29 protein-coding genes, 3 tRNA genes and 1 rRNA gene are annotated in these 26,176 nt (G+C 66.8%); 22 read left to right on the top strand and 11 right to left on the bottom strand.

Annotated features, from left to right (window positions below; genetic code table 11):
- Positions 1 to 35 precede the first annotated feature (35 nt).
- The 5 genes from ABDZ66_RS08605 to ABDZ66_RS08625 all read left to right on the top strand — a co-directional run bounded on the left by ABDZ66_RS08605 (position 36) and on the right by ABDZ66_RS08625 (position 3,569).
- Positions 36 to 1,247 (top strand): glutamate ligase domain-containing protein, encoded by a 1,212-nt coding sequence (locus ABDZ66_RS08605; RefSeq protein ID WP_343757817.1) that lies wholly within the window; start codon positions 36 to 38, stop codon positions 1,245 to 1,247.
- 37 nt (positions 1,248 to 1,284) lie between these two features.
- Positions 1,285 to 1,360, top strand: a tRNA-Lys gene (locus ABDZ66_RS08610).
- Between the two features lie 151 nt (positions 1,361 to 1,511).
- Complete coding sequence (locus tag ABDZ66_RS08615; RefSeq protein WP_343757819.1) at positions 1,512 to 1,910, top strand: nuclear transport factor 2 family protein; 399 nt, start codon at positions 1,512 to 1,514, stop codon at positions 1,908 to 1,910.
- A gap of 55 nt (positions 1,911 to 1,965) precedes the next feature.
- Complete coding sequence (rlmB, locus tag ABDZ66_RS08620) at positions 1,966 to 2,676, top strand: 23S rRNA (guanosine(2251)-2'-O)-methyltransferase RlmB (RefSeq protein ID WP_343757821.1); 711 nt, start codon at positions 1,966 to 1,968, stop codon at positions 2,674 to 2,676.
- Positions 2,673 to 3,569, top strand: coding sequence for an aldose 1-epimerase (locus ABDZ66_RS08625; RefSeq protein ID WP_343757825.1), 897 nt, complete (start codon positions 2,673 to 2,675; stop codon positions 3,567 to 3,569). Before rlmB ends, ABDZ66_RS08625 begins: the two co-directional genes overlap by 4 nt.
- A gap of 10 nt (positions 3,570 to 3,579) precedes the next feature.
- Here ABDZ66_RS08625 and ABDZ66_RS08630 read toward each other — a convergent pair whose 3' ends face one another.
- The gene (locus ABDZ66_RS08630; protein ID WP_343757827.1) at positions 3,580 to 3,792 is read right to left on the bottom strand and encodes a hypothetical protein; all 213 of its coding nucleotides are present in this window, start codon (positions 3,790 to 3,792) and stop codon (positions 3,580 to 3,582) included.
- A gap of 82 nt (positions 3,793 to 3,874) precedes the next feature.
- Positions 3,875 to 4,954: a S1C family serine protease gene (locus tag ABDZ66_RS08635; RefSeq protein ID WP_343757829.1), complete on the bottom strand. Its 1,080-nt coding sequence runs from the start codon at positions 4,952 to 4,954 to the stop codon at positions 3,875 to 3,877.
- Between the two features lie 146 nt (positions 4,955 to 5,100).
- Here ABDZ66_RS08635 and ABDZ66_RS08640 point away from each other — a divergent pair, with 146 nt between their 5' ends.
- From ABDZ66_RS08640 to ABDZ66_RS08655, 4 genes are all read left to right on the top strand, one after another.
- Entirely contained in the window at positions 5,101 to 5,457 is a 357-nt protein-coding gene (locus ABDZ66_RS08640; RefSeq protein ID WP_343757831.1) for a PadR family transcriptional regulator, read from the top strand.
- Positions 5,454 to 6,554: a permease prefix domain 1-containing protein gene (locus ABDZ66_RS08645; RefSeq protein ID WP_343757833.1), complete on the top strand. Its 1,101-nt coding sequence runs from the start codon at positions 5,454 to 5,456 to the stop codon at positions 6,552 to 6,554. Before ABDZ66_RS08640 ends, ABDZ66_RS08645 begins: the two co-directional genes overlap by 4 nt.
- Positions 6,555 to 6,572: 18 nt before the next feature.
- On the top strand, positions 6,573 to 7,058 hold the full coding sequence (locus tag ABDZ66_RS08650; protein WP_343757835.1) for an EVE domain-containing protein: 486 nt from the start codon (positions 6,573 to 6,575) through the stop codon (positions 7,056 to 7,058).
- 350 nt (positions 7,059 to 7,408) lie between these two features.
- Positions 7,409 to 8,029: a 1-acyl-sn-glycerol-3-phosphate acyltransferase gene (locus ABDZ66_RS08655; RefSeq protein ID WP_343757837.1), complete on the top strand. Its 621-nt coding sequence runs from the start codon at positions 7,409 to 7,411 to the stop codon at positions 8,027 to 8,029.
- 3 nt (positions 8,030 to 8,032) lie between these two features.
- Here the strand turns inward: ABDZ66_RS08655 and nrdR are convergent, their stop codons facing one another.
- The 5 genes from nrdR to dnaB all read right to left on the bottom strand — a co-directional run bounded on the left by nrdR (position 8,033) and on the right by dnaB (position 11,916).
- A complete protein-coding gene (gene nrdR, locus ABDZ66_RS08660) occupies positions 8,033 to 8,518 on the bottom strand; it encodes a transcriptional regulator NrdR (protein WP_343757839.1) in 486 nt (161 codons plus the stop codon).
- On the bottom strand, positions 8,515 to 9,240 hold the full coding sequence (locus ABDZ66_RS08665; protein WP_343757841.1) for an SDR family NAD(P)-dependent oxidoreductase: 726 nt from the start codon (positions 9,238 to 9,240) through the stop codon (positions 8,515 to 8,517). The genes nrdR and ABDZ66_RS08665 overlap by 4 nt, the downstream gene beginning before the upstream one ends.
- Positions 9,241 to 9,284: 44 nt before the next feature.
- Complete coding sequence (locus ABDZ66_RS08670; protein WP_343757843.1) at positions 9,285 to 9,491, bottom strand: hypothetical protein; 207 nt, start codon at positions 9,489 to 9,491, stop codon at positions 9,285 to 9,287.
- Between the two features lie 401 nt (positions 9,492 to 9,892).
- Positions 9,893 to 10,570, bottom strand: a complete 678-nt coding sequence (locus tag ABDZ66_RS08675; RefSeq protein WP_343757845.1) for an NUDIX hydrolase — start codon at positions 10,568 to 10,570, stop codon at positions 9,893 to 9,895.
- Complete coding sequence (gene dnaB / locus ABDZ66_RS08680) at positions 10,570 to 11,916, bottom strand: replicative DNA helicase (protein ID WP_343757847.1); 1,347 nt, start codon at positions 11,914 to 11,916, stop codon at positions 10,570 to 10,572. Before dnaB ends, ABDZ66_RS08675 begins: the two co-directional genes overlap by 1 nt.
- A gap of 701 nt (positions 11,917 to 12,617) precedes the next feature.
- Between dnaB and ABDZ66_RS08685 the strand changes: the two genes are divergently transcribed.
- From ABDZ66_RS08685 to ABDZ66_RS08700, 4 genes are all read left to right on the top strand, one after another.
- On the top strand, positions 12,618 to 12,983 hold the full coding sequence (locus ABDZ66_RS08685) for a type IV pilin protein (RefSeq protein WP_343757849.1): 366 nt from the start codon (positions 12,618 to 12,620) through the stop codon (positions 12,981 to 12,983).
- Between the two features lie 84 nt (positions 12,984 to 13,067).
- Positions 13,068 to 13,391, top strand: coding sequence for a type IV pilin protein (locus ABDZ66_RS08690; RefSeq protein ID WP_425544414.1), 324 nt, complete (start codon positions 13,068 to 13,070; stop codon positions 13,389 to 13,391).
- A gap of 41 nt (positions 13,392 to 13,432) precedes the next feature.
- Complete coding sequence (locus tag ABDZ66_RS08695) at positions 13,433 to 14,767, top strand: O-antigen ligase family protein (RefSeq protein WP_343757853.1); 1,335 nt, start codon at positions 13,433 to 13,435, stop codon at positions 14,765 to 14,767.
- A complete protein-coding gene (locus ABDZ66_RS08700) occupies positions 14,764 to 15,309 on the top strand; it encodes a DUF1802 family protein (RefSeq protein WP_343757855.1) in 546 nt (181 codons plus the stop codon). The genes ABDZ66_RS08695 and ABDZ66_RS08700 overlap by 4 nt, the downstream gene beginning before the upstream one ends.
- Before the next feature lie 52 nt (positions 15,310 to 15,361).
- On the opposite strand, the gene ABDZ66_RS08705 is transcribed toward ABDZ66_RS08700, so the two are convergent.
- Complete coding sequence (locus ABDZ66_RS08705; RefSeq protein ID WP_343757857.1) at positions 15,362 to 15,823, bottom strand: hypothetical protein; 462 nt, start codon at positions 15,821 to 15,823, stop codon at positions 15,362 to 15,364.
- A gap of 141 nt (positions 15,824 to 15,964) precedes the next feature.
- Here ABDZ66_RS08705 and ABDZ66_RS08710 point away from each other — a divergent pair, with 141 nt between their 5' ends.
- The 4 genes from ABDZ66_RS08710 to ABDZ66_RS08725 all read left to right on the top strand — a co-directional run bounded on the left by ABDZ66_RS08710 (position 15,965) and on the right by ABDZ66_RS08725 (position 21,740).
- Positions 15,965 to 16,717 (top strand): class I SAM-dependent DNA methyltransferase, encoded by a 753-nt coding sequence (locus ABDZ66_RS08710; protein ID WP_343757862.1) that lies wholly within the window; start codon positions 15,965 to 15,967, stop codon positions 16,715 to 16,717.
- Entirely contained in the window at positions 16,714 to 17,700 is a 987-nt protein-coding gene (locus tag ABDZ66_RS08715) for an NAD(P)H-dependent glycerol-3-phosphate dehydrogenase (protein WP_343757864.1), read from the top strand. The genes ABDZ66_RS08710 and ABDZ66_RS08715 overlap by 4 nt, the downstream gene beginning before the upstream one ends.
- Positions 17,701 to 18,027: 327 nt before the next feature.
- Positions 18,028 to 21,051 (top strand): adenosylcobalamin-dependent ribonucleoside-diphosphate reductase, encoded by a 3,024-nt coding sequence (locus ABDZ66_RS08720; protein WP_343757866.1) that lies wholly within the window; start codon positions 18,028 to 18,030, stop codon positions 21,049 to 21,051.
- Between the two features lie 5 nt (positions 21,052 to 21,056).
- Positions 21,057 to 21,740: a hypothetical protein gene (locus tag ABDZ66_RS08725; protein WP_343757868.1), complete on the top strand. Its 684-nt coding sequence runs from the start codon at positions 21,057 to 21,059 to the stop codon at positions 21,738 to 21,740.
- 38 nt (positions 21,741 to 21,778) lie between these two features.
- On the opposite strand, the gene ABDZ66_RS08730 is transcribed toward ABDZ66_RS08725, so the two are convergent.
- Positions 21,779 to 22,195 carry a hypothetical protein gene (locus tag ABDZ66_RS08730; protein ID WP_343757870.1) on the bottom strand — a complete coding sequence of 139 codons (417 nt, stop codon included), beginning with the start codon at positions 22,193 to 22,195 and terminating at the stop codon, positions 21,779 to 21,781.
- A 388-nt stretch (positions 22,196 to 22,583) separates the two neighbouring features.
- Between ABDZ66_RS08730 and ABDZ66_RS08735 the strand changes: the two genes are divergently transcribed.
- The 5 genes from ABDZ66_RS08735 to ABDZ66_RS08755 all read left to right on the top strand — a co-directional run bounded on the left by ABDZ66_RS08735 (position 22,584) and on the right by ABDZ66_RS08755 (position 25,637).
- Entirely contained in the window at positions 22,584 to 23,294 is a 711-nt protein-coding gene (locus tag ABDZ66_RS08735) for a hypothetical protein (RefSeq protein WP_343757872.1), read from the top strand.
- A 61-nt stretch (positions 23,295 to 23,355) separates the two neighbouring features.
- Complete coding sequence (locus tag ABDZ66_RS08740) at positions 23,356 to 23,694, top strand: hypothetical protein (RefSeq protein WP_343757874.1); 339 nt, start codon at positions 23,356 to 23,358, stop codon at positions 23,692 to 23,694.
- Between the two features lie 87 nt (positions 23,695 to 23,781).
- Positions 23,782 to 24,720 carry a diacylglycerol/lipid kinase family protein gene (locus ABDZ66_RS08745; RefSeq protein WP_343757876.1) on the top strand — a complete coding sequence of 313 codons (939 nt, stop codon included), beginning with the start codon at positions 23,782 to 23,784 and terminating at the stop codon, positions 24,718 to 24,720.
- A gap of 47 nt (positions 24,721 to 24,767) precedes the next feature.
- Positions 24,768 to 25,460 carry a PHP-associated domain-containing protein gene (locus ABDZ66_RS08750; protein ID WP_343757878.1) on the top strand — a complete coding sequence of 231 codons (693 nt, stop codon included), beginning with the start codon at positions 24,768 to 24,770 and terminating at the stop codon, positions 25,458 to 25,460.
- Positions 25,461 to 25,553: 93 nt separating this feature from the next.
- A tRNA-Leu gene (locus tag ABDZ66_RS08755) sits at positions 25,554 to 25,637 on the top strand.
- A 155-nt stretch (positions 25,638 to 25,792) separates the two neighbouring features.
- Here ABDZ66_RS08755 and ABDZ66_RS08760 read toward each other — a convergent pair.
- A tRNA-Gly gene (locus ABDZ66_RS08760) sits at positions 25,793 to 25,868 on the bottom strand.
- A 40-nt stretch (positions 25,869 to 25,908) separates the two neighbouring features.
- Positions 25,909 to 26,025: ribosomal RNA gene (gene rrf, locus ABDZ66_RS08765) — 5S ribosomal RNA — on the bottom strand.
- Positions 26,026 to 26,176 lie beyond the last annotated feature (151 nt).

Here is a 26,176-nt window from a genome sequence, read left to right on the forward strand (position 1 = left end):
GCCCTGTCCGGGCGGGGCCGCGCTAGCCTGCGCGGGTGAACGCCGAGCACGCCGATCCCGCCCGCACCCCCGCACGCCCGGACTACGACTGGCTGTACTCGCGCACCCGCGCGGGCCGGGCACGCGGGCCGGGCGGCGCGGCGGCGCTGCTCGCGCGGCTGGGCGACCCGCAGCAGGCCTTCCGGAGCGTGCGGGTGATCGGCACGAACGGCAAGGGCAGCACCTGCGCGATGCTGGAGGCCGGCCTGATCGCCTCGGGCGTCCGGGCCGGGCGGTTCACCAGCCCGCACCTGACGCACTTCGAGGAACGGGTCCGGGTGGACGGCGCGGACCTCTCCCCCGCCCGCACGGACGCCTTCATCCGCTGGGCGCAGACGCACGCGCCGGACACGGCGTTCTTCGACCTGACGCTGGCCCTCGCCTGCCAGGAATTCGCGCGGGCCGGCGTGGAAGTCGCCGTGATGGAGGCCGGGGTGGGCGGCCGCAGCGACGCCACCCAGACCCTGACGCGCGTGGCGGCGACCGTCATCACGAACGTGGACCTGGACCACGTGGGCGTGCTGGGCGGCACCGTGGAGGCCATCGCCGCCGACAAGGCCGGCGCGGCGCAGGCCGGCGTGCCGCTGCTGACCACCGCGACCGGCGCGGCGCTGGACGTGATCGCCGCCGCCGCCGCGCAGGCCGGGGCGCCGCTGCACACCCCGGACACCCACCCCGCCCTGTTCGCGCTGCCGCGCCCGCCCCGCCTGGAAGGACCGCACCAGCACCGCAACGCCGCGCTGGCCGCCGCGACCCTGCGCACCCTGGGGTACGGGCCGGGCGTGGACGCCGCCCTGAACGCCACGCATCCCGCCCGCCTGGAACGCTTTCAGGTGGACGGCCGCGCGGTCCTGATCGACGGCGCGCACAACCCGCACGCCACCCACGCCCTGGCCGCCGCGCTGCGCGGCACGCCGGTCCACACGCTGCTGTTCGGGAACCTGGCCCGCAAGGACACCGCCGCCACCCTGGCCCCGCTGCTCCCCCTGACCCGGCAGCGGGTGTTCACCGCGCCCGGCGACCTCGCCACCCCCCCGCAGGAACTCGCGGCGGCGCACGGCGGCGAGGCCACTGCCGACATGACGGCCGCCCTGGCCCGCGCCCTGGCCCTCACCCCGCCCGGCGGCACCCTGCTCGTGACCGGCAGCCTGTACCTCGCCGGGCACGTCCGCGCGCGAGTGCTCGCCCCGGACAGCCACCCCACTTGACAGGTAACGGAACGGCCCGTATACTTCCCCTCGCTCTGGATCGTTAGCTCAATTGGCAGAGCAGCTGACTCTTAATCAGCGGGTTGTAGGTTCGATTCCTACACGATCCACCAGACCAGACCCCCACCCCGCGTGGGGGTTTCTGCTTGCCGGAATTCAGCGTCGCCTGTGGCCGTTCTCATGCAGGCCGGACCGTGTTCACCGGGCGTTGGCTCGGTGGGTCCTGTTACGGGGCGCGGTGGGCCAGGGTGGTGTGCTGGGTGCATGACGAACGATCAGCGGACCGGCGGGCGGACCACCACAGGGGCGTTCATGGCGGCGTTGCAGCAGGCGGAGGCGACGGGGGACGTGTCGGCCCTGCTGGCGCTGCACGCGCCGGACGTGACGCTGCGCAACCTGACGCAGCAGACCTGGGAGGGCGAGGCGGGCGCGCGGGCGTTCTGGGAGACGTACCTGGGGAACTTCAAGGAGATCCGCAGCGAGTTCACGCGCAGCCACGAGGCAGGCGGGCTGGGGGTCATGGAGTGGACGGCGTCCGGCCGGCTGCGGGGCGGGCACCCGGTGGAGTACCGGGGCGTCAGCCTGATCGACCTGAGCGGCGGGCAGGTCGCGGCGTTCCGCACGTACTACGACAGCGCGGCGTTCGTGGTGACTCCCGCCTGAGCGCCGGCAGGCACCGGTCCGGCCTGACGGCGGGCGGGGCAGGTACACTGCCGTCATGTTGCTGTACGGTCGGAATCCGGTTTTAGAGGCGCTTCAGGACGGGCGCGTGTCCGAGGTGCTGGTGGCGCGCGGCGTCGAGGAAGCGTTCGTGGCGCAGCTCAAGGCAACGGGCGTGCGTCTGCGCTTCGCGCCCCGCATCGAGCTGGACCAGCTGGCGGGCACCACGCAGCACCAGGGGGTCATGGCCGAGGTCGAGGACCTGGCCTGGGCGCAGGTGGACGACATCCTGGCGCTGGCCGAGGAGCGCGGCGAGGACCTGCTGATCGTGCTGCTGGACGGCATCACGGACCCCCGGAATTTCGGGGCGATCATCCGCAGCGCGGAGGTGCTGGGCGCGCACGGCGTGGTCGTCGAGGAGCGCAGGAGTGCGCCGCTGTCGCCGGTCGTGGCGAAGACGGCGGCCGGCGCCACGAGCTACCTGCCGGTCGCGCAGACGAAGAACCTGCCGCGCCTGATCGAGCAGCTCAAGCAGGAGAACGTGTGGGTGTACGGCGCGGCGGGCGAGGCGGCCGAGGACGTGCGCCGCGTGGATTTCAGCGGGAAGGTGGCGCTGGTGATCGGCGCGGAGGGCGAGGGGATGCGCCGGCTGGTGCGTGAGAAGTGCGACGCGCTGGTCAGCATTCCGGTGCGGGGGCGGGTGCAGAGCCTGAACGCGTCGGTCGCGGCGGGCATCCTGCTGTTCGAGGCGACGCGGGGCCGGGCGTGACCCTGCGCGTCGAGAGGGTGACCAGCGGGGCCTTCGAGCTGGAGGTCCTGCCGGAGATGGGCGCCAGCGTCCTGAACCTGCGGGCCGCGTCGGGCCGTCCGGTGATGCGGCCCGTGAACCTGTCGGACGTTCAGACCAGCAGCCAGTGCGCGAGTTTCACGCTGCTGCCGTTCAGTAACCGCATCCGGGACGCGCGCTTCACGTTCGCGGAACGCGAGGTGCCGCTGCGGGTGAACACGAAAGACGGACTCGCGCAGCACGGGGACGTCCGTAACCGCCCCTGGCAGCTGGAGGAACGTTCCGACCGCCACCTGCGGTACGCCTTCGACAGCCGGTCCTTCGCGGACATCAACTGGCCGTGGGCGTTCACGGCGCAGGTCGAGTACCGCCTGCACGGCCCGCACTTCGACACGACCCTGACCCTCACGAACGCCGACACCCGGGACATGCCGGCCGGGATGGGCCTGCACCCCTACTACGTGCGCGTGCAGGACGGCGTGGACGCGGCGTTGCAGCTCGGCGCGGACCTGAAGTACGACACGGACGAACGCCTGCTGACGGTGGGTGGCGCGCGGCCCGTCCGGGCCGACGAGGACTACCGGACGCCCAGCCCGGTCGGGGGGCGTTTCATTGACGGGACGTACACCGCCTGGGACGGCCTGACCCGCCTGGACTGGGGGGTGCGGGCGCTGACGGTCACGGCCGACAACGTGTACTCGCACGCGGTGGTGTTCACCGCGCCGGACGGCACGCTGGCGCTGGAACCCGTGTCTCACGCCACGGACGCGTTCAATCTCGCGGCGCAGGGCGTGGCGGGCGTGGACGCGCGGGTGCTGGTGCCCGGGCAGAGTCTGGCCGGAACGGTCCGCGTGACCCTCGAAGGCGACTGGTAGCCCCCCCCCTTCAGCCGGTGGCGAGCAGCACGCCCTGGGCGTCCCGGAGTTCGAATTCCCGGCGGTCACGGCTGCCCATCCAGGTGAGCGCCTCGAGCAGGTCGTCGGTTTCCTTCATGACTTCCGGCTCGGCGTACCCGGTCCACACGACCCGGTAGGTGCGCCGCGTGGCGGGGGGCACCCAGCGTTCCCCCTCGTCCTCTTTCACGAATGCTCTCGACATCCTTCCAGTCTGCGCGCCGGGCATGACGCGCGGGTGGGGCGGACGTTCAGGCAGCTTCATGCCCCCGCGCCGGTCAGCGCGGTCACTCCTGCAGGTCGGGCACGCTGGCCCTGGGGACCAGGGTGATCTGGGCCGTCCGGGCCTGCCCGCCCCGGGTGTACCCGAGGGTGATGGTATCCCCGATCCTGGCGCGGCGGATGGCGCTGATGACCTCATCGGCGTCGCGGGTGCGCTGGCCGTTCACGCTGGTCACGATGTCCCCCAGGCCGGTCAGGCTGCCCTGGTCGTCGAAGGTGCTGCCGCGCAGACCGGCGCGTTCGGCGGGACTGCGGCGCGCGACGCCACTGATGACCGCGCCGTCCAGGCCCGCCTGACCGCTGTGAACCGGGTCGAACAGCAGTCCCACGACCGGCACGTCCCGTTTCTCTCCGGCGCGCAGGGCGGTGATCAGGGGGCCGCCCTCGACGACCGGCACGGCGTAACTGCGGCGCGTCTGGCCGCTGCCGTCCAGGCTGATGTAGCTGACGACCCCGATGGCCTGCCCGGTCGGGTCGAGGATCGGGCCGCCGCTGTCGCCCGGGGCGAGCGGCGCACTCATTTCCAGGGTGCCCTGCGGGAAGTCGGCCCGGCCCGCCTGGGCGTTCAGGCCCAGCAGGGTGCCCCGGCGGGGCTGCAGGTAGTCGCCGCCGCTGTTGCCGATGGCCAGCACGGACTCGCCCACGCGGGGGGCGCGCGGGGCGAGCGGCAGGAACGGGAATCCGCCGGCCGAGGCGTTGACTTTCAGCAGGGCCACGTCCGCCTGCGCGTCGAAGGCCGTGACCCGCGCCGGGTACGACCGGCCGCTCAGGGTGCTGATCTGGAACAGGCGGCCACCGCTGACCACGTGGTACGCCGTGAGAACCAGGCCGTCCTCGCTGATGAAGAAGCCGGTGCCGATCCCGGCGTTCTGCGTGGCCGGATTGACGCTCTCGACGCGCACGGTGGCGGGCCGGGCCGAGTCGAACAGGTCTCGGGTGGCGGCCGGCAGCTGGTTGGGCAGCGCCGGGGTCTGCGGGGCGGGGCGGGGCGTGGGGGCCGGCTCGACCGGCAGCCGGGCGTCTGGCAGCAGGTACGCGGCCAGCGCGAGGATCAGCAGGACCGGAAGCCAGGGCGAGGCGCGCACGCCGCCAGTGTAGAGCGGTCGCGCGGCGGTGACGGTGGGCGAAGGAACCGAAGGGCGGGGGCAGACCACCCGCCCCGCATTCTTGCTTGACAAGATACCGGAGCTTCATTACCTTGCTTGACAAGACACAGCCTGGAGGCCCCCCCGTGAATCCACTGAAATCCGGCACCCTCGACCTCGCCCTGCTCGCCGCCCTTCAGGACCAGCCCCGCTACGGCCTGGACATCCTCAGGCACGTGAACGAACGCAGCGGCGGCCTCTTCGACCTGCGCGAGGGCAGCCTCTACCCCGCCCTGCACCGCCTCGTGAAGGCCGGGTGGGTCGACAGCGACTGGCAACCCAGCGACCGCGGCGGCGCGCCCCGCAAGGTGTATCACCTGACCAGTGAGGGCCGCGCCGCCCTGCACGCCAAACGCCAGGAATGGCAGACGCTGCGCGGCGCGCTCGACGCCCTGCTGATCCGCGCCCTGCTACGTCGCGCCCTGCCCCGGCGGTCCGCGTGACTCGCCGTCTGCCCCGCCCCCGCCGGCCCCTGAGTGCCGACGCGTACATCCACCACGCCACGCGCGGCCTGCCCAGAGCCGAACGCCTGGACGCCGCTGCCGAACTCCGCGCGCACCTGACCGAACGCATGCAGGAGCATCAGGCGCACGGCTTCTCCCCCGAGGAAGCCGAGTACCTCGCCGTGCGCGGCATGGGCGACCCGCAACCCGTCAACCGGGGCCTGCTCGGACACGCCTTCACGCACCGCGCCGGATGGCTCACGCTGGCGGCCCTCCTCGTGGGCGGCCTGGGCTGGACCGCGTACCGCGAGTGGCTGCCCCCACGCGAGGGCGCGCAGTTCGGCCCGATGAACCAGCGGGACATCAACGCGCTGTTCAGCGACAAGGACGCCCCGCGCGGCACATACCAGGGCGTGACCCTGACTTACCCACGCGGTACGAAAGCCGTGCTGTACGTGACCGTCAGCAGCACTGAAGACAAGTACCGTCCAGAACAGGTCAGTCTGTTCACGAAGAACCTCGTGGAAGACGAGGAGCAGAACTTCACGGGCCGCATTCCCGGCAGTTACCGCTATCAGGAACGCGTCCTGCTGAGCGCGTGGCGCATGACCTGTGGCGGCCAGGAACGCAGTGGCCTCTACAAGACCGGGTACGGCCTGCCCTCACCCTTCGAGAACTCGGGCATGAGTGGCTACAGCGGGCCGGGCGGCATGATCGTCGGCGCCTGCGCGAATCCCAGCGTGCGCCTGCACGTGGTCAGAGACCGGCTGAGCACGCAACCGCCGACCAACGTTTCCAGGGTCGTGCCGCCGGACGGCGAAAACGGCGTCATGACCGCTCACCGTCCCCTCAAACTCAACGAGTGGAGTGTCCTGTACCGGCTGCGGGTGGACCCGGAACGTGACAGCGCCTGGTTTGGCGGAACATCCACCGAACCGAAGGGGGCGCAGCCACGCGGGATGTATGTGGCGGTCATGCCACTGGATCACGTCCCGAACAATGCGGATGGGTACAGCTGGGGTGGCATGTCCGTTGGCTTCAAGGGTGAGGAACCCATTCCGCTGCCGCCGCTGGTGACGGATCAGCCGGGCGGGTGATGCCCTAGGCTGGGCGTCATGCGTTTCTGGCTGTTGAAATCGGAGCCCGATGTGTTCGGCTTCGCGGATCTGGTGCGGGTGGGGCGGGAGCCGTGGAATGGCGTGCGGAACTATCAGGCGCGGAATTTCCTGCGCGAGATGCGCGAGGGGGACCTGTGCCTCTTCTACCATTCGAACGCGCGACCGGCGGGCGTGGCGGGCGTGGCGCGGGTGTGCCGCGCGGCGTACCCGGATGACCTTCAGTTCGACCCCGGGAGTCGGTATTTCGATCCGAAGTCCACGGTGGACGCGCCGCGCTGGAGGATGGTGGACGTGGAGCCGCTGATCGCGTTCCCGCAGGTGGTGGCCCTGGATACCTTGCGGGAGATGCCGGAGTGGGACGGGTCGGCCCTGACCCGCAAGGGCTCGCGCCTGAGCGTGCTGCCGGTGGAGGCCGGGGCGTTCTGGGCGACGCTGGACGCGGCGGGCCTGAGCCTGGAGGAGGTGGGCGGCGTGCTGGGGTGAGTGGGGGGTGTGCTTTGACACTGTGCGAACGCCGGGGGTACAGTCAGGCGTTCAGTCACAGTTCACTGCGTGTTGAGACGTTTTTCACAGCGCTGGCGCGGCGCGTGACCCTAACGTCAGATAAAGAAAAGGAGAATACCCCATGGAATTACTTCTGGCTGGAGTGGTCATCGTGATTTCCCTGCTTCTCGCCGCGTGGCAGGAGCGGCCTTCCGCCCGCGAACGCCGCGGCCGCTGAGAGACCGGCGGCGCAGGGCAGGCCCGCACGGGGTGAGCACGGTCACGACCGGTCACTGCACCGAGTCCCGGTCAGAGTTCCGTGAGGGCGCCCCTTTCTATACTGCACACTCATGTCTCCTCTCTGGCCCGGTCAACAGCACACTCCTGGTTCCCGTCTCGCCGCCCTCCTCCTGCGCCTGTCGGGCTGGACGGCCGTCCTGGAACCCCCGCCCGGGCTGAAGTGCGTGGGGGCGGCGGCCCCGCACACCAACAACGCGGATTTCTGGCCGGGTCTGTTCTGGAAGTGGTCCACCCGCACCCCGGTGCATTTCGTGGCGAAACGGGAACTGTTCACGTTTCCCCTGGGGCTGTTCATGCGGGCGGTGGGCGGCATCGCGCTGGACCGGCGACGCAGCGGCGGGAATTTCGTGGACGCCGTGGTGGACATCATCGAGCGGGAGCGGGAGATCGTGATGATCGTCGCGCCGGAAGGCACCCGCAGCGGCGGGCAGTACTGGAAGACCGGCTTCTACTACATGGCGCTCGAGGCGAAGGTGCCGATCGGCGTGACGGCCCTCGACTGGAAGCGGCGGCGGGTGGGCATCATCGGGTACGTCATGCCGACCGGGGACATCGAGGCGGATTTCGCTGTGATCCGCGAGATGCTGCGTGACGTGCGGGGCCACACGCCCGCCAACGAGATTCCGGCGTTCCCGCGGCCTGCCAGCGCGGGCGGGCCGGGCCGCACCTGACGGTCAGGCCGGGGGGAGGTCAGGATCGGGGTCGGGCGCGCCGTCCTCGTGGCCCTTCAGGCCGCGGATTTCCTCGATGAAGCGTTCAAGGCTGTCGAAATCCCGGTAGACGGAGGCGAAACGGATGTACGCCACGTCGTCCAGGGGACGCAGGAAGGTCATGGCGCGCCGGCCGATCTCGGTGGCGGGAATCTCGGCGGTCTGCACCTCGTCCTCGAATCCGTACGCGAAGGCGCGCAGGGCAGCCGGGTCGACCGGGCGTTTCTCGCTGGCGAGTGTCAGGCCGCGCAGCAGTTTGTCCGGGTTGAAGGCCTCGCGCGGGCCACTGCGCTTGATGACCATCAGCGGTTCGAGTTGCGCGCGTTCGTACGTGGTGAAACGCCGCGCGCAGTTCAGGCATTCGCGGCGGCGTCGGATGCTGGCCCCGTCGTCACTGGGCCGGGAGTTCACGACCTTGCTGTCCGGCGCCGAACAGTACGGGCATCTCACAGCGGGTAGGCGTCCAGGGCGCGCATTTTCGGAATGGGCGGCATGGGGACGTCCATCACGTTGCCGCGCAGGTGGGTCATGCCGGGCGTGGCGAGGGCCAGCACGGCGGCGCTCAGGGGCCGGTCGAGGCTGTCGTCGCCGCTGCTGGCGCGGCCCGGCAGCAGCAGGTTCAGGCGCAGGTCCTCGGTGTGGGCCTGCTCGACGAGGCCGCGCAGCGCGCCGCGTTGCGGGTGGACCTGCAGGCCGCGCTCGTCGAGGTGCGGGCCGACGATGGTGAGCCACGAGCCGGGCTGGCGGCGGCGGATGACCTGCGTGATGGCGACGCTGCTTTTCACGTTGCAGTTGAACAGGTCCATCCACTCGTTCTCGCTCAGGGACGTGAATTCAGTGTGGGCGCGTTTGTCGGCCAGGTGGACGGTGCCGTGCAGCACGCCGAAGATCTCCATGATGCGGGTGTAGGCGCTGATCCAGTCGAGAGGCACGCCCACGTCGGCCTTCATGGGGATGGCGTGTCCGCCGGCATGTTCGAGTTGACTGGCGGCGGCGGCCAGGGTCTCGCTGTTGTTACCGATCAGGACGACGCTGGCCCCGGCGCGTGCCAGGGCGGCGCTGATGGAGCGCCCGTAGCCCTGGTCGGCGCTGGTGACGGCGATCACTTGACCGTTCAGCACCTCCCCGAGGGTCACCTGGGGTCCGGTCGCGGGCGTGAACTGCTGCGTCATACCCTTCAGCATAGAGCATCGGCCCGCCGGGTCGCCGCGGCGGGTCAGCCGGTCCGGGGCAGGGGTTTGAGTGCGTCCAGGGGCGGGTTGCTGGCCCGGTGGCCGCGGCCGCAGGGATGGCACCAGTAGCCCTGGTCACCGTCGCGCAGGTCGTGCAGGGTCAGAGGCGCGGCGCAGTGGGGACAGACGTGCATCAGGCCGCGTCCACTGGACGGCAAAGGATCAGCCTGCTTACGAAATTGACGCTTCATATTACGATGATAACAGAGCACGGTCGGGTGTCATGCGGACTCGCATTGAATGGCTTACAAAGCCGTTCAATCCGAGCGGAGCGAGCAGGAGAGAAACGGATTCCGGACGTGGAGTTGGCAGATCGGTGGTGTTCCGATCTGTCAACGAAACAAACGGAGTCCGTATCATACGGCCCGCCGTCCGTTCCGCCCTCCACCCGGAACACCACCGGGTTGCCAACGCCAGGCCCGGCAGCCCGCTCCGCTCCTCCGCTGCGGGGCCGCTCTGCGAGTCACCTCCGCCCCGATTGAACGTGTCTGCAACCCATTCAACCGGAGTCCGTATCAAATACCGGTCCCACAGCCCCCACAGGCAGGCGGCGCCCCCCACTCCCCGGGGAACGCCGCCCGGCCCACCCGGCCTACAGGTCAGGCTCGTCGCTGAACTCGGGTTCTCCCCGCACCGCCGCGACCGGATCCCCCACCCGCCGCCGCTTGCGCAGCATCGCCGGTTCCTTGTCCAGATTGAACACGAAATGCCGCGGCCGACGCTCCCGCAACCACGTCTCCAGCGCCACCAGCCGCGGCCGGAACCGGATGAACTCCCGCAACTGCCGGATCGGCACGAAGCGCGCCTCCTGCACGTCCCGGTCCGGGTCACGCGGCTCCAGCTTCCCGCCCACCTCACGCCCGGTATAGAAGAACTGCAGGTGATGTCCCCACGTCACCGCCTGGAACTCCACGATGAACGCCAGGTCCCGCAACTCCACGACCAACCCCGTCTCCTCGAAGGTCTCGCGGCGCGCACCGTCCTGCACCAGCTCACCGGACTCCAGGCCACCCTTGGGCAGCGACCAGCGGCCCCGCTCCCGCACCAGCAGGATCTCGTCGCCGCGCAGCACGATGCACCCCACCCCGATGCGCGGGTCCGCCAGCGGCCGCTTCTGCCCGCGCTTGCTCGGCGCGGCCGGCGTGGGCACCGCCGTGGTGTTCGTCACCTGACCCGGCCGGGGCTGCGCGGGCGAACTCCCGCCCCGCCGCCGCCTGCGCCTGCGCTGCCCGCCCGCCTGACCTGCCGTCTTCGCCTGATCCTCCGCCATTACACTCCCTCCGGCGCAAGATCATTGAACCGTACGTGCGAACTGTGAAACTGCAACTTCACCGTGCCGACCGGCCCGTTACGCTGCTTCCCGATAATGATCTCCGCGATGCCCTGCTGATCCGTTTCCTTGTTGTAGTACTCGTCGCGGTAGATGAACATCACGATGTCCGCGTCCTGCTCGATCGCTCCCGACTCACGCAGGTCCGACAGCATCGGCCGGTGGTTCGGCCGCTGCTCGACCGCACGTGACAGCTGCGACAGCACGATGATCGGCACCTCCATCTCACGCGCCAGACCCTTCAGACCACGCGAAATGGTACTGATCTCCTGCTGCCGGTTATCACTGCCGCCACTGCTCTTGCCGCCCGACATGAGCTGCAGGTAATCGATCACCACCAACCCCAGCTGCCCGTGCTGCGCCGCGATCCGCCGCAGCTTGCTGCGCAGGCCGTTCAGCGTCAGGTCCGCCTCGTCGTCAATGATCATCGGCGCGTCCGCCAGGCGACCCGCCGCGTGCGCCAGCCGCTCGAAATCACGCTCGTTCAGCTGCCCGCTCCGGATGCGGTTCATGTCCACCCGCGCCTCACTGCACAGCATGCGCAGCGCCAGCTGCACCGCCGGCATCTCCAGACTGAACACCGCGACCGCCTTCTCACCCCGCAACGCCACGTTCTGCGCGATGGACAGCGCGAACGCCGTCTTCCCCATCGACGGACGGGCCGCCAGAACGTTCAGGCTGCCCTTCTGCAGGCCACTGATCTGCTCGTCCAGATCACGGAAACCGCTGCTCACGCCGTCCGGAATGCCCTTGTTCTGGTGCAGCAGCGTGATGTACTCGAAGGTCTCCGTGACGACCTCGTTCATCGCCTGGTACGCCTCGCCCTTCTTCTTCTGCTCGGCCACCTCGAAGATCATCTTCTCTGCGCGGTCCAGCAGGTCCTCCAGCGGCAACTGCCCCTCGTACGCCAGCTGCATGGCCTTCCCGGACGCGCTGATCAGCGCCCGCAACGTGTGCTTCTCCTGCACGATCCGCGCGTAATGCTCCGCGTACGCCGCCGTGGGCACCTGATCCGACAGACCGATCAGGTACGCCAGGCCACCCACCTCGTCCAGCTGCCCCTTCACGCGCAGGTCCTCGCTGAGCGTCACGAGGTCCACCGGCTCACCCCGCTCCTGCAGGGTGCGCATGGCCGTGAAGATCTTCCGGTGCCCCTCGCGGTAGAACATCTCCGGAGTGACCGAATCCCCCAGCTGATTCAGGGTGTCGTTGTCGAGCAGAATGCTGCCCAGCACGCTGATCTCAGCGTCGTTACTGTGCGGCGGAACGCGCGGCGTGAGTTCCAAGACAAGCCTCTCTTCCGGCACGCGACGCGCGCCACGGCCCCCGCAGGAAACCCAGCGCCGCGCACGCGACCACAAATTCAAGTAAGTGTGGGGACGAAAGCGCCCCATTCGCCCGGGCAGACCAACACACCCCGGCTGAACTGCCCAGCAGCATAGCACCCCAGCTCCCCCGCACGGCAGCCTGCCGGATTCCACCTGTGTCCCTGCCGGATCCGCGCAGCTCCGGTCCGTCAATTCCACGCCCGGAACCGGCCGCCCCCCCACACCACTACCCCACGGCGCACGTCCCCACCCACCTGACCGCCAGCACAACCCCGACAGTGGCCGCCACTGACACAGACCGCTGTCTGTTCCCATGGCAACCCGCCCACGCGCCGAACTGCCAACGCCACACCCGTCAGTCCGCCGGGCTCCCAGTCACTCTGCGGCGCCGCTCCGCGCGTCCGCCTGACACAACCTTACACACCCCACACACAGTTCAAGATCACAAAAAAAACACCACCAGCACAATCAAATCCCCCACCACGCCCGGCCACGCCGAACGTCACACAGAACGCAATTCCGTAAGACTCCTGTGAGAAACCCAGCCGTACCTTGAATACAAGCAAGGACGGGAGACACCCGCACCTGCCACAGCCATACGCAGGCAGGACCGGCCCCATACATACCTCAACCGGACCCGCCGCACCCAGGAGAACAGCATGAAAAACAGCACCCAGGGCTTCACCCTCATCGAGCTGCTCATCGTCATCGCCATCATCGGCATCCTCGCCGCCGTCCTGATCCCCAACCTGCTCGGCGCCCAGAAACGCGCGTACGACACTGCCGCCAGCGCCTGCGCCAACGAGATCAAGAACAAAGAAGCGCTCTACCTGATCGACAAAAACACCTACGCCACGAAAGCTGAACTCACTGGCGATTACGCTCCCAACTGCGACAGCAAGGTCACCTGGACGCAGGTTGGAACCCCTACTGCTACCGCCTTCCAGTTCACCACCACGCACGCTGATGGCACGAAGACCTACACCATCACCAACACCGCCCTGACGAACGCCGCGAAGAGCTAAAATTCCAATACACAGAGCCCCCGTCCTCGGATGGGGGCTCTGTCATAGGCACTTATGCATCAGAACGGATTTACCCTAATAGAATTGCTGATCGTCATCGCCATCATTGGTCTTCTGGCAGCTGTCCTTATTCCCAGTATCCTGGGTGCGCAGAGTCGTGGTTACGATACCGCCGCTTTGGGTTGTGCTAACGAGATCAAGAGTAAACAGGCTATGTTTCTCATTGATGAGAGAAGGTACGCCACCCTGGCCGAACTGACAGGTCAATACCAGCCAGGATGCGTCGCAGAAGTGAGCGTGCAGGAGATAAGTACCCCAAGCTCTGTGAGCTATGAGATATCCACTCAGCATAAGAACGGCTCAAAAATGTATATAATTTCGAACAAAGAGCTTTTGACGGCCAAGTGATTCCCGACCAGCATCGCGTTTTATGCTTGAATACTCCTGGTATGACGAGAAATTCCAACATAGAATTGAAGAATCCACTACACCTTCTCACAATCTGTCTAGCTACCCTGCTGCTTATCATAAATCCAGGAGTTTACCTCGAAACGGATCCAATATATCTTGATCCCAAAGATATCACATTAAAATACCTAATTCTTCCATCTAGCGTTTATGCCATATACTTAACGCGCAGAGCCATGCCTTCCGGAATAGCTCTGCGCCTACTGCTTCTGCTTGGAACTTGGCTCATTTTACTACTCATACTTACAAAATTTTCCTCAGAGCTTTGGATAGGTCCATCCGATCGACGTGATGGCGTTTTCAGTCACCTCATATATATTTCCGTCGCCTTGGCTGGGTTGTTTGTCGCCACTTCCGACACGAAGCTTTCGCGTCAAAACTACAGATATCTAAGCGTCGCCGCAGTTGCCGCTTCGCTTTTTGCTGTTTCACAGCAACTCGGATTGCTGGGCGTGCCGGGCATGGATCTTCCCGGTACTTCTGCCACGGTGGCAGGCGGCACCCTGGGCAATCGGGGTTATATGGGCGGAGCGCTTGCACTACTCCTGCCCCTCAGTATCTGGCTGGCGAGAAACCGTCCAGGTCTGTGGTCGTATGCAGGTCTGATCATTGTGACCTGGGGTCTAAGCGCAACAGTGACTCGAGGCGCATGGATTGCAGGACTGGCGGGCGTATGTGTTCTGTGGATCACCCGTCAGCTTACGTTGAAGGTCATCCTGATGCTGTTTACCGGGATAGCACTCTCACTAGCAGCAGCCTTTTTTCTGCCTGACGCACCCGTACGATCTTTTTCAGGCAGTTCCCCCGCAGCTATCCTGACTGACAACTCTGGACGCACAGTCCTGTACCGATCAGCCCTTATAGGAATCACCGAACGCCCTCTGTTGGGCTGGGGCGGGAATGCGCTATGGAAGGTGATGGCAGAGCGTTCTGATCAAGAGCTGCTCGCAGAGGGGGGGGCACCTGCGCATGTCCGTGCAGAGCGGAGAGATTTCGGTGTAAATGCTCCTCCCAGTTTCATTCTGACCTTGCCGACAGGCGAGAAACATTGGTTCTTTCTCTCCGTGAATAAAGTCCATAACGAGTATCTCGACTATGCCTTGACTTATGGCATTCCTGCGGCTGTACTTTTTACCCTATTGCTGGGGTATGGCATCTGGAACGCATGGACGACAGCACCGGTTCTGTCCGCCTGTCTGGTCGCTTACGGCGTCTACTTGTTGACCTGGCCTGAGGTGATCCGGTTTGCACCGATAGCGTGGTTCCTGCTTGGCCTCGCTCTGGCACAGCGCCGTGGCGTTACAGTCGAGACATGACCTACTCCGCCCTGAAAGAATGGGATACCCAGTCCCGCCTCCTGACCGCTGGTTCCCTGTCGCTGCTCGTCCGGAAGGGGGGGATCATGGAGACGCATGAGGGGTTTGAGGTAGAGCACCGGTCGTTCCTTCTCTACCCCACCTTTCTGCACCAGAATCCGGCGGAGCTTCAGCCGCAGTATCAGTCGCTGCTGCGTGATGATCCGCAGCCGGGCGTGATCGGGTTTCCGGCGCTGGCGGAGGTGGTGGCGGTCCATAGGGTCGAGTCGCTGGACAGGGCACTCAGGCTGGAGCCTCTGCAGGCGTTGACGGGCGCGGCGATCGGGCGGCGCTTTCACTACCGGAACCGGCCGTGGGTGCATGCGTTGCTGTTGCGGGTGCGGCCGCTGGTAGAGCCGCTGGTGCTGCCGGAGTCGGCGGGGATGCTGGGCTGCGTGAGCTGGGTGCCGCTGGGGGACGTGACGGTGCGGGCCGGGGACCCGGTGGTGCCGGAGGACGTGCTGGAGGCGCGGCGGCTGGAGCTGGAGCAGCTACTGGCATGAGTGAAGGGGGAGGCCGCGTGGCCTCCCCTCTGCTGTTGCGGGTGCGCCCCTGTTACTGGGCGTCGAGGTCGTAGTTGTTCAGGAGGGTGGTCTGCACGCCGCCCTGGTCGTCGGCGAGGTTCCAGCCGGTTTTCGTTCCGGCGAGGAACTGGTTGTCGCGCTGGGCGAGGACGAGGCGTTTGCCGTTGTCTTTGCTGAGGACGGTGTCGCCGGCGTCGTAGCGGCCGTTGCTGTTGGCGTCGCGGAACACGATCACGCGGTAGTAGCCGTAGGGGACGTTGCTGGGCAGGTCGAGGGCGTACCCGCCCGTGAGGAAGCGGTCGATGATCTGGCCCTGGGTGCCGTCGGCGGTGTACTGGCCGCCGTTGTACCCGACGATGGCGAGGCGGAGGTTCTGGTCGGGCGTGAAGCCGCGCAGCTGGCCGGTGACGTCCTTGCGGACGGGGTTGCCGGCGAGGGTGCAGGCGCTGAGGGTCAGGGTGCCGAGGGCGGCGGCGGTCAGCAGGGTTCTCATGGTGGGGCCTCCGGGGGCGGTGAGTGGCTGCACGGTAACGTGGTGGGTGGGTGCCGGGTAGGCGGGCTTCCTTGCGGCCTTTCTCATGGGTGGTGGGGAGGGGTGGGGCGCCGGGGACGGCGGGGGCCTATACTCGCGGGCATGCAGAGGCAGCCGTTTACAGCGTTGGCCGCCGTGTACGACGCGATCATGGCGGATGTGGAGTACGACCACTGGGCGGACTTCGTGCTGACGTTCGCGCGGGACGGTGGCCTGGATGGGTCGGGGGGGGCGCTGGACCTGGCGTGCGGGACGGGCGGGTTCACGCGGGAGTTGCGTGCGGCGGGTCTGGAGGTGACGGGCCTGGATTTCAGTGAGGAGATGCTGCGCGAGGCGCGCTCACGGTTGCCGGGGGTGCCGTTCGTGCAGGGTGACCTGCGGTCGTTCGCGCTCCCGGAGCGGTTCTCGCTGGTGACGTGCGTGTTCGACAGTCTGAACAACCTGCTGACGCCGGAGGATCTGGGCGCGGCGCTGGGGCGGGCGCGGGCGCACCTGCGGCCGGGTGGGTTGTTCGCGTTCGACGTGAACACGCGCGTGGGCGTGCGGGAGTTGTGGGAGGGGGACGCGATCGAGGGTCTGGCGCCCATGGCGGATGGCGGCGAGGTGCACTACCACTGGTCGCATCATCATGACGCGGAGGCGGACCTGGGGGTGGTGCAGGCGTTCTGCCGGGTGGGTGAACTGGAGTTCGTGGAGACGCACCGGGAACGTGGGTACGACCCGGCGGACCTGGAGCCGCTGCTGGCGGCGGCGGGCTTTGCGCGGTGGGAGATCGTGGAGTACCCGGATTACGCGCCGCCGGAACCGGACGCGCCGCGCGTGTGGGTGTTCGCCTGGGCGGGGAGCGACCAGTGACCGGGCCGGGCCTGGCAGGACAGGGCCTGCCGGTGCTGGGCGCGGGCGGGTGGGGCACGGCCTTGGCGGTGAACGCGGCCCGCAACGGCCCGGTGACGCTGTGGGCGCGGCGCGAGGCGTTCGCGGCGGAACTGGACCGTGAGCGGGTGAACGCGGAGTACCTGCCGGGCGTGACGTTGCCGGTGAACCTGCGGGTCACGCCGGACCTCGCGGGTGCGGTGGCGGGGGCGGCGTTCGCGCTGGTGGTCGTGCCGAGCGTGGGCGTGCCGGACCTGCTGGCCGAACTGCCGCGGGAGCTGGGCGTGGTGCTGTGCGCCAAGGGCCTGGGGCCGGACGGGGGGCAGTTGACGGTCCTGGCGCGCCGCCTGGGTTTCGGGCGGGTGGCGGTCCTGAGCGGCCCGAATCACGCCGAGGAGGTCGGGCGGGGCCTGCCGGCCGCGACGGTCGTCGCCAGCCGGGACGCGGCCTTCGCGCAGGAGGTGCAGGCGGCCCTGATGACCCCGGCCCTGCGGGTGTACACCAGTGCCGACGAGACGGGCGTGGAACTGGGCGGCGTGCTGAAGAACGTGGTGGCGCTCGCGGCGGGCATGGTGGACGGGCTGCGTCTGGGCGACAACGCCAAGGCGGCGCTGATCACGCGCGGCCTGCGTGAGATGGACCGCTACCTGCGGGCCGTGGGTGGGCAGGAGGACACCGTGTACGGCCTGAGTGGCCTGGGTGACCTGGTGACCACGGCCACCAGTCGCCACAGCCGGAACCGCGCGGCGGGCGAGGCGATCGCGCTGGGCGAGCACCCCGGTCAGGGGGGGAAGGTCGTGGAGGGGCTGCGTACGGCGGCCCTGCTGGACGCCTGGGCGCAGGCGCAGGGGGTGGACCTGCCGATCGTGCGGGCGGTCGCGCAGGTCGCGGTGGGCGCGTGGACGCCGCAGGCGGCCCTGGCGGAACTGATGACGCGGGACGCGAAACCCGAACGTCTCGACTGACCGTCTCGCCGGGCGCAGCCTGGCTGAAGGCGGGGACGGTCTTTGCCCGGTGCGGGCGTTGACGGGGGGCGGTTTCCTGCGTCCCACAGCGGCTTTAGCCGGTCTTCATGCTGGCCGGAATCGCAGTATCTTGTACTTCAAATCGAATCCACGTACAAGTGCTTGTACGTCCTGCGGGCGGGTGGTACAGTCAGCCATCTAAGGAACGGCCCACTTCACCGGCCACGCACAGCAGCTCACCCCACGGCCCCAGCGGGCCGGCGGCGGTTTCATGCTGTGTGTCCTCACGTCCGCCCCGCCGCCCGCCCCCCGTCAAGGAGAACCACCGTGACCACCCTCAGCGCCCAGCCCCTGACCAACTTCGACGACAACGCCCATCACATCGCCCGGCGGCAGTACCTGCAGAGCGGGGACGGCGACCTGAGCGGCATGTTCCGCCGCATCGCCACCTGGGTCGCCGGGGCCGAAAGCGAGAGCGTACGCGAACACTGGGCGCAGAAGTACTACGACCTGATGGCCGAGAAGAAATTCTGCCCCGGCGGGCGCGTCCTGGCCGGAGCGGGCACCGCGCACGGCAACGTCCTGAACTGCTTCGTGCAGGGCGCCACCGAACACGACCCCAGCACCTTCGACGGCGTCATGGAAGTCGCCCGGAAACTCGCGCTGGTCACCAAGGTCGGCGGCGGGAACGGCGTGAACCTCGACGTGTACACCCCCCGCGCCGAGGGCAGCCGCCCGGACTCCGGCGTGCGCGGCTGGGCGTACATGAGCGCCGCCCACCCCGACGTGACGGACTTCATCGAGGGCCTCATGCGGCCCCCCACGCAACCCGACGGTGACAAGCAACCCGTCGCCGTGCGCAACTGGACGCGCGTGGTGTACGGGCAGGTCATCAAACCCGAACTGGTCGCCCTGGCCCGCGCCAACGGCGTCGCCGTCGTGAAAGCCATGCCCGAAGGCGTACAGGCCGTCCCGGACGACATGGGCGGCATCATCGACGCGGCCCGCAAGATCGCCGACGACGGCAAACTCGGCCTGGAACCCCGCATCGACCTGAGCAGCATGCGCCCCGAAGGTGCGCCCATCAAGGGATCGGGCGGCACCAGCAGCGGCCCCGTCAGCTTCCTGCTCGAGATCTTCGACAACTTCCTGGAATGGGCCAACCGTGGCGCGGAACAGAGCGGCCCCATCAACACCCTGCGCTTCGTGTACGCCCCCGTCCTGCGCGTCGTCCGTCAGGGCGGCACCCGGCGCGGCGCGGGCATGGCCACCATCTCCATCGAGCACCCGGACGTCCTGGACTTCCTGACCGCCAAGGACCTCGACCGCGAGGCCGCCGAGGGTGACATCAGCACCTTCAACATCAGCATCCTCGTCACCGAGAAATTCTGGGACACCCTGCAACGCGACGCCCTCTGGCACGTCAACGTGCAGGACGTGCCCGGCAAGTACGCCCTGCACCCCCAGACCACCCCCTACACCGGGCAGCTCCCCACCCTCCCCGACCGCGAGGAAGACGGCGCACGCGGCGTCCCCGTGTACACCACCGCCAGCAACGGCAAGATCGACCCGACCGACACCCGCCCCGGCATCCCCGCCCGGTGGCTGTGGGACCAGATCGCCCAGCACGCCTGGAGCACCGGCGAACCCGGCCTGATCTTCGTGGACCGCATCAACCAGTACAGCGCCCTGAAGAACCTCGGCAAACGCTACGAGATCCGCAGCACCAACCCCTGCGGCGAGATCCCACTGACCGTCGGTGAACCCTGCGACCTGGGCGCCATCAACCTCGCCGCGTACGTCAAGGACAGCCGCTTCGACGAGACCGCCTTCCGCGCCGACGTCCGCACCGCCGTCCGCTTCCTGGACGACGTGCTCGACGTGAACGTGTTCGCCCTGGAAGACAACCGCGTGGCCAGTCAGGACCTGCGCCGCCTGGGCCTGGGCGTCATGGGCCTCGCGGACGCCCTGATCAAACTCGGCCTGCGCTACGACAGCGACACCGGCCGCCGCGTCATCTACGACATCATGAGCGCCCTGCGGGAAGAAGCCATCGCCGAGAGCGAGAACCTCGGGCAGGAACGCGGCGTGTACCCCGTGTACGAACGCCACGCCGACAAGGTCCCCCACGCGCCCCGCCGCAACGTCGCCGTGCTGACCGTCGCCCCCACCGGCACCACCAGCATGCTCATGGGCGTCAGCAGCGGCATCGAACCCGTGTTCAGCCCGTTCATCTGGCGCAAGATCGGCAGCGAGTACCGCGCCCTGCTCGCCCCGCTGTTCGTCGAACTGCTCGAAACGTACCCCGCGCCCGACGGCATGCAGGACCAGCAGGGCAACTGGAACTGGGACAAGGTCACCGAGGCCGTCAGCGAGAACCACGGCAGCGTCGTCGGCCTGCCCTTCATCCCCGACGCGCTCCAGCAGGTGTTCGTCTGCGCGCACGACATCAAACCCGTCGATCACGTCCGCATGCAGGGCGTCGTGCAGTGCGCCTTCGACGCCGAAGGCTTCGCCGCGAACAGCCTCAGCAAGACCATCAACCTCCCCAACAACGCCACCGTGCAGGACGTGCAGGACGCCTACAGCGAGGCGTACCGCACCGGCTGCAAGGGCATCACCGTGTACCGCGACGGCTCCCGGCAATTCCAGGTGCTGAGCACCAGCAAGAAAAAAGACAAGACCGAAGAACCCGCCGCCCCTGCCGCCAGCGCCGAAACGACCGCTGAACCCGCCCCCGTCGCCGCCACGGCCACCCCGGTCGCCGCTCCCGCCGCCGCGCAGGCCACCCAGCCCGCTCCCCGCGCCGTGTACCAGCGCCCCACCCGCCTCAGCGGCATCACCGACATGATCAAACTCACGGACCCCACCAGCGGCCACCGCCGCAGCTTCCTCGTCACCGTCAACCACCTCGACCGCAAACCCGTCGAGGTCATGGTCATCAGCGGCCGCGCCGGCGACGAAGCCAACGCCGACAGCGAAGCCCTCGGCCGCGTCGTGTCCATCGCCCTGCAACACGGCGTGCCCGCCCAGGCCATCATCAAAACCCTGCGCGGCATCAACGGCGGCCTGTACGGCAGCTACAACGGCCGCCTGGTGGGCAGCAAGGCCGACCTGATCGCCGTCGCCCTCGAAACCTTCCAGAAAGACATGGAAGCCGCCCAGCTCCCCCCCCTCGCCGGAGGCAGCACCGACACCCCCGCACCCGCCAGCGCCGCGCCCAGCGGCGTCAGCGTGGAAGGCATGGACGGCATGAGCCGCGACCGCTGCCCCGTCTGCGAGGAACGCGCCGTGATCCGCGAGGAAGGCTGCCTGAAATGCCAAGCCTGCGGCTACAGCAAATGCGGGTGAAATAGATGTCTAAAGAACTGGCAGCAATCCTCTGCGACGATCTCAAAAATCACTCTCATCCCACCAAAGGAATAGAGACTCTTAAGAAGTTTGCAGAGGAACAAGCTACAAGCAAGAAGATATCTGAAGTAACTGGAGTATTTGGAAACATATTTTCATATCCAATTGAGTTTCAGCAATTACTCTCAAGGGGTATCGTCACCGAAAGAGATAAGTTCAGCTTTTTGCAAGGCGACATCATATCTAGTAATTCCGCATACTACATAGGCGTTAGGGTTGATAATTCACCAGTATTTGCCATAGGAACATCGACCTGCGACCTTTCAGAAGGCAGAAGGGATTGCGTTATTCTATACCCAGTCAAAGAGATTCGGTCTCCTTTTTCGGATAATGATAAGCAACTGGTCAATAATGGTCTAAAGTTCAAAAGCACTCAAATCATAATAGTTCCGAGATTCCCACACCAAAATGAGCTAGTTAAGTATAACCTGATAGATCTATCCAGACCGCACACAATTTCGTCAAAAGATTTGTTCAATAGCCACCGAATGTATTCCATGACCTTGCTCGGATGGCGACTATTCAGCAGCGTAATGTCATTCATCACCAACCGAGCCGCCGCAGGAGAGATAGCAATTAGAAATCAAATTAATCACGATGCGAGAGAAGAAACAGAAAAAATCGCATAACTTTGCGGGCCAAGTGATCATCCACTTGGCCCGTAAAGTTACATATCTAAGCTATCATCTTCGTCAAAATCACCTAGATCAAAATCAAATGGGTCCGCTGGAGCTGAGCCGTCCAGAGTGGTTAGTCTTATTTTTTCTTTGACTTGAAGTGCCGCCATCTTTAGCATAGTCCTAGATGCTTCAGTATCACTCTCGCCAACAACGACTGCCGCCTGAAGGACTAAACTTATTTCTTTGCTTAACAGCTCAGCATCCTTGGCCATACCATATAGGAGCTGGTAATCCTCTTCTGCGAGTATTCTATACTGTTTCTGTCGAAGTTTGAGGATGCCAACTGTGCCCTCTCTAACTTCAAACAATTTCTGCGCTGCACCGACACGTATATCCTCGAACTTTTCAAAGATGGGGCCTACATGAAAGTTAAGCGGCGCAGTTATCTGACGTTGAATCGTCATGGTGCTCCTCCCCCTTCTACCGCATTTACAGGCGACGACCGCTGGCCGTCGCTGGCCTCAGCCGCGTGTTGGGTAAGTCAAGATACGCTAGACCGCCACGTCAGGTGATGAAATTTCCAGCTTACTCGCAGATTTTTTTCTCATAAAGCCAAATTTGTATATACGAATTTGATTGGGGCGTTTATGAGTATCGGTAGAGGAAATCGGCTTTGCGATCTGGCGCGGCCCAGTGTGATCTGACCCGGTTCCGGCGTTTCCTGCAAGCGAGGTTGCGGCTCCCGCCCGGTATCCGTGACGCTACCTTCCGGGTATGACTCCGTTCCGGTTGCTTGGTGGGTTGCTGCTACCCCTTGTTCTGTCCACGGGGGCGGCGCAGACGGTGGCGGATGTGCAGAAGCTGCCGCTGGTGCATGATCCGCTGGTCAAGACGCCCAGAGCGGCACTGAGCGCCGCTGATCAGCAGGCCGTGACCACCCTGGCCCGCACGCTGAACGCCCGGCCCGAAATTCAGGGCCTAAAACAGAAGTGGCCGTACAGTCAGGGGGTCAGCCTGAAAACGGTGTTGTTCACGATCTCCGCGCCGTTCCGTTCGGGCACGCCGGAACGCCTGACGGTGTTCAGTGTCTCGGAGGCCGAGCCGCCCGTGCTGCTGTTCGTCCTGAGCGGCGCGAAAGGCCTGACGGCTGATCTTGTGGAACCCACCATCAACATGAACGTCTGTGGGGTGCAGCAGGGCTACACACTGCGGGACGTGGATCAGAACGGTCTGCGCGAGGTGGCGTTCACGGTCGGTTGTGGCGATGGGCCGGGGGGCGGTCGGGAACTCAACGTCTTCCGGTATGGGCAGGATCGCTGGGCTTTCTGGCGTTCCTTTCCGGTCGAATCGTACTTCGGGGCCGAGCCGACTGCCTTCGAGGAGCAGGTGAAAATCTACGTGCAGAAGGGCAAGGTGCCGCAGTTCTACGGTGTCCTGAACCGAAAGGAGTGGGACATCAATGCCACGTTCCAGCGGAGCGCTGTTCCCACCGTTACAGTGGGGGTCGTCAGGTACGCGCCCACCAGTGCGGATACGACGTGGCGGGTGCGTCACCTGTTCTGACGTTGGCGCACTCGGGGGAAAGCGTACGCTGTGGCCGGGTTGGAGTGGGTACGCTGCCTGCATGCCTCTCTCCGATTACGCCCGCCCCTCCCCTGCCCGGATTCGTCTGTTCCTGTCGCTGCTGCTGATGCTGGTGCTGACGGCGGTGGTGGGGCGGCGGCGTCCGGGGGAACTGGGCACGCGCGAGAGCCTGCGCCGCAGTTCGTTCACGCGCGTGATGTTCATGGACATCGGGGCGCTCAGCACGCTGGGCGCGCTGTACCTGCTGGTGAATGGCCGGACGCCCGTGCGCGTCCCGGCGGCAGTGGCGAGCCTGTTCGTGGGGAGCTTCGCGCTGCTGCCGGCGCTGGCGTTCGAGGACTGGGCGGCCCTGCGGGAGCAGGAGGAGCGGGCCGGGTGACGCGGCGCGGCCCGCCGGCCTTTTGATGTCCGGGTTTGTTCGGGTTTGTTCAAGGCGTCGGGGTGTGCCAGTCGGTACAGTTGCCGCATGACAGCCATGAATGCCGGGGCGGCCCCCGGAGTGCCTGAGCGGCGGGGCGCGACCCTGATTTTCAATGCGGGAGCGGGCGGCAGTGAGCACTGCACGCCGGATGATCTGGTGGCGGCGCTGGAGGGGATCGGGTTCTCGCCGGTGTACCGCAGCACGGGGTGTGAGGATGACCTGGACGCGGCGCTCGCGGACGTGCAGGGTGCAGTGTTCGTGGCGGGCGGGGACGGCACGGTCCGGGCCGTGGCGGTGCGTCTGGCCGGGCGTGAGGGCGTGACGCTGGGCGTGATTCCCATGGGCACGGCAAACAATGTGGCCAGGACGCTGGGCGTGCAGGGCGCGCCCCTGGACGTGATTGCCGGGTACGCGGGGGCGGGGGCGCGGCCGTTCGATCTGGGGCGCGTGCAGGGGCCGTGGGGTGAGGACCTGTTCCTGGAGGCGTGTGGGTGCGGGGCGTTCGCGGACGTGATGGCCGAGTACGACCCGGAGGCCGGCAAGAGTCCGTTGCGGGCGGTGCAGGCGCTCACGGCCACCCTGACGAACTTCGATCCGACGCCCGTGGCGCTGTCCGTGGATGGCGTGCCGGAACCGGAGGTGCCGCTGGCGCTGCTGGAGGTCATGAACACGAATGCGACCGGGCCGAGGCTCCGGCTGGCAACGCACGCCGATCCGGGGGACGGGCAGCTGGACGTGGTGCGGATCGATGCGGGCGCGCGTGAGGGGCTGCTGGCGTACCTGGCGGCGCTGGCGCGTGATGAGTTCACGGCCCTGGAAAGCGTGCAGGTGGACCGGGCGGGCGTGGTCGAGATTCCGTACGTGGGGCAGGCCTTCCACGTGGATGCGGAGGTGCGCCCGGCAGTGCAGGGCGCGTCGGGCCGGGTCCGGATTGAGGTGTGGGCGGGGGCGCTGTCGGTGCTGGTTCCGGTGGCGGGGGCCTGAGGGTGGCCGCGCCGAACAACGTGGTGTGGCGCGAGGGCGTGCAGGTGATGCGCATGGACCTGCACCTGCACACGGAGGTCAGTCATGACTGCCGCACGCCGCTGCGGGACATTCCGGGGTGGATGCTCCGCACGAACACCCGCGTGATTGCCGTGACGGACCACGACCAGCAGCGGGGCGGTCCCGAATTGCAGGGCATGGTGCGGGACCTGGGCCTGGAGGATCGCCTGAGTGTCATTGCGGGTGAGGAGGTCACGACCCGCGAGGGCGAGTTGATCGGGTTGTTCCTCTCGGAGCGCATTCCGCCGCAGCTGTCCCCGGAGGACACGGTGCGCGCCATCCGGGAGCAGGGGGGGCTGGTGCTTCTGCAGCATGGCTTCGATCCGTTCAAACGGTACCGTCTGCGGCCCGAGGCGACTGCGCGGATCGCGCATGAGGTGGACATCGTCGAGACGTTCAACTCTCGGCTGTCCCGGCCGCACTGGAACCGCGTGGCGGCCAGTTGGGCGCAGGCGCGGGGGCTCCCCATGTCGGGCGGCAGTGACGCGCACACGCTGCAGGACATCGGGGAGGCGTGGGTGGAAACCCTGTTCCGCCGCATTGAGACGCCCCAGCAGCTGCTGGAAGCGCTGCGGGAGGGCACGGTGGGCGGGCAGTGGACCCATCCGGTGTACGCGTACGGCCGCAAGCAGTGGCGGATGCTGAACGGTCGCCTGCGCCGTGACGGGCCGCCCCGCTGAGCCGGCCAGGCGGATGCGCGGCGTCGTTTCTGATCTATAATGCGCGGGTTCCTGGGAACGGTCTGCCTCTGGCGCCGCGCCCTGGGTGGTTGGGCCGGGATGGCGGAATGGTAGACGCATCCGACTTAAAATCGGCCGCTGCAAGGCGTGCGGGTTCAAGTCCCGCTCTCGGCACCACCCGGACAGGACAGGAGGAGGTCACCCCCCGAGCGGCGGTGACCTCCTCTTCTCTCTTTTCTGCTGTGTCGTGCCTGCCGATTGGCACGTTCGGTTGGCGGTGCCCCGGGGTGGGCACAGGAAAACGCCCCCACCGGTGAGGGTGGGGGCGGGTGTGGAGCGGGAGACGAGATTCGAACTCGCGACATCTACCTTGGCAAGGTAGTGCTCTACCAGCTGAGCTACTCCCGCGTGACGCTGCCCGTGGGCAGCGGTGCGTGTATAAGAAAAACCCCCGCGCTGACCGACTTTTCCGGGACCCTGCGGTCCGAGTATCATTGGCGCGACTGCGTTTCACGACCCAGTTCGGCATGGAGTGGGGTGGTTCCGCAGTGCTATGGGCACGGGGGTGTCTTGGTTTGTCATGGGCTCTCCCCGGGGAAAGGGGTGGGGAGAGTGATGCAAGACGAGGCGTGAAGGAGCGGGGTACTTCGTGTGCAACCCCCTGGGGGGTTGCGGGATGATGGCGGGTGATGGTCAAGACCTCGACTGATGAGCAC

Origin of the sequence: Deinococcus depolymerans (genome assembly GCF_039522025.1) — a bacterium.
Taxonomy (GTDB): domain Bacteria; phylum Deinococcota; class Deinococci; order Deinococcales; family Deinococcaceae; genus Deinococcus; species Deinococcus depolymerans.

Excerpts from the sequence above, each read along its gene's own strand:
- ABDZ66_RS08615 (WP_343757819.1), top strand. The coding sequence starts at position 1,512 with ATGACGAACGATCAGCGGACCGGCGGGCGGACCACCACAGGGGCGTTC.
- rlmB (WP_343757821.1), top strand. The coding sequence starts at position 1,966 with ATGTTGCTGTACGGTCGGAATCCGGTTTTAGAGGCGCTTCAGGACGGG.
- ABDZ66_RS08630 (WP_343757827.1), bottom strand. The coding sequence starts at position 3,792 with ATGTCGAGAGCATTCGTGAAAGAGGACGAGGGGGAACGCTGGGTGCCC.
- ABDZ66_RS08650 (WP_343757835.1), top strand. The coding sequence starts at position 6,573 with ATGCGTTTCTGGCTGTTGAAATCGGAGCCCGATGTGTTCGGCTTCGCG.
- ABDZ66_RS08655 (WP_343757837.1), top strand. The coding sequence starts at position 7,409 with ATGTCTCCTCTCTGGCCCGGTCAACAGCACACTCCTGGTTCCCGTCTC.
- ABDZ66_RS08665 (WP_343757841.1), bottom strand. The coding sequence starts at position 9,240 with ATGACGCAGCAGTTCACGCCCGCGACCGGACCCCAGGTGACCCTCGGG.
- ABDZ66_RS08670 (WP_343757843.1), bottom strand. The coding sequence starts at position 9,491 with ATGAAGCGTCAATTTCGTAAGCAGGCTGATCCTTTGCCGTCCAGTGGA.
- ABDZ66_RS08675 (WP_343757845.1), bottom strand. The coding sequence starts at position 10,570 with ATGGCGGAGGATCAGGCGAAGACGGCAGGTCAGGCGGGCGGGCAGCGC.
- ABDZ66_RS08685 (WP_343757849.1), top strand. The coding sequence starts at position 12,618 with ATGAAAAACAGCACCCAGGGCTTCACCCTCATCGAGCTGCTCATCGTC.
- ABDZ66_RS08695 (WP_343757853.1), top strand. The coding sequence starts at position 13,433 with ATGACGAGAAATTCCAACATAGAATTGAAGAATCCACTACACCTTCTC.
- ABDZ66_RS08700 (WP_343757855.1), top strand. The coding sequence starts at position 14,764 with ATGACCTACTCCGCCCTGAAAGAATGGGATACCCAGTCCCGCCTCCTG.
- ABDZ66_RS08705 (WP_343757857.1), bottom strand. The coding sequence starts at position 15,823 with ATGAGAACCCTGCTGACCGCCGCCGCCCTCGGCACCCTGACCCTCAGC.
- ABDZ66_RS08710 (WP_343757862.1), top strand. The coding sequence starts at position 15,965 with ATGCAGAGGCAGCCGTTTACAGCGTTGGCCGCCGTGTACGACGCGATC.
- ABDZ66_RS08725 (WP_343757868.1), top strand. The coding sequence starts at position 21,057 with ATGTCTAAAGAACTGGCAGCAATCCTCTGCGACGATCTCAAAAATCAC.
- ABDZ66_RS08730 (WP_343757870.1), bottom strand. The coding sequence starts at position 22,195 with ATGACGATTCAACGTCAGATAACTGCGCCGCTTAACTTTCATGTAGGC.
- ABDZ66_RS08740 (WP_343757874.1), top strand. The coding sequence starts at position 23,356 with ATGCCTCTCTCCGATTACGCCCGCCCCTCCCCTGCCCGGATTCGTCTG.
- ABDZ66_RS08745 (WP_343757876.1), top strand. The coding sequence starts at position 23,782 with ATGACAGCCATGAATGCCGGGGCGGCCCCCGGAGTGCCTGAGCGGCGG.
- ABDZ66_RS08750 (WP_343757878.1), top strand. The coding sequence starts at position 24,768 with ATGCGCATGGACCTGCACCTGCACACGGAGGTCAGTCATGACTGCCGC.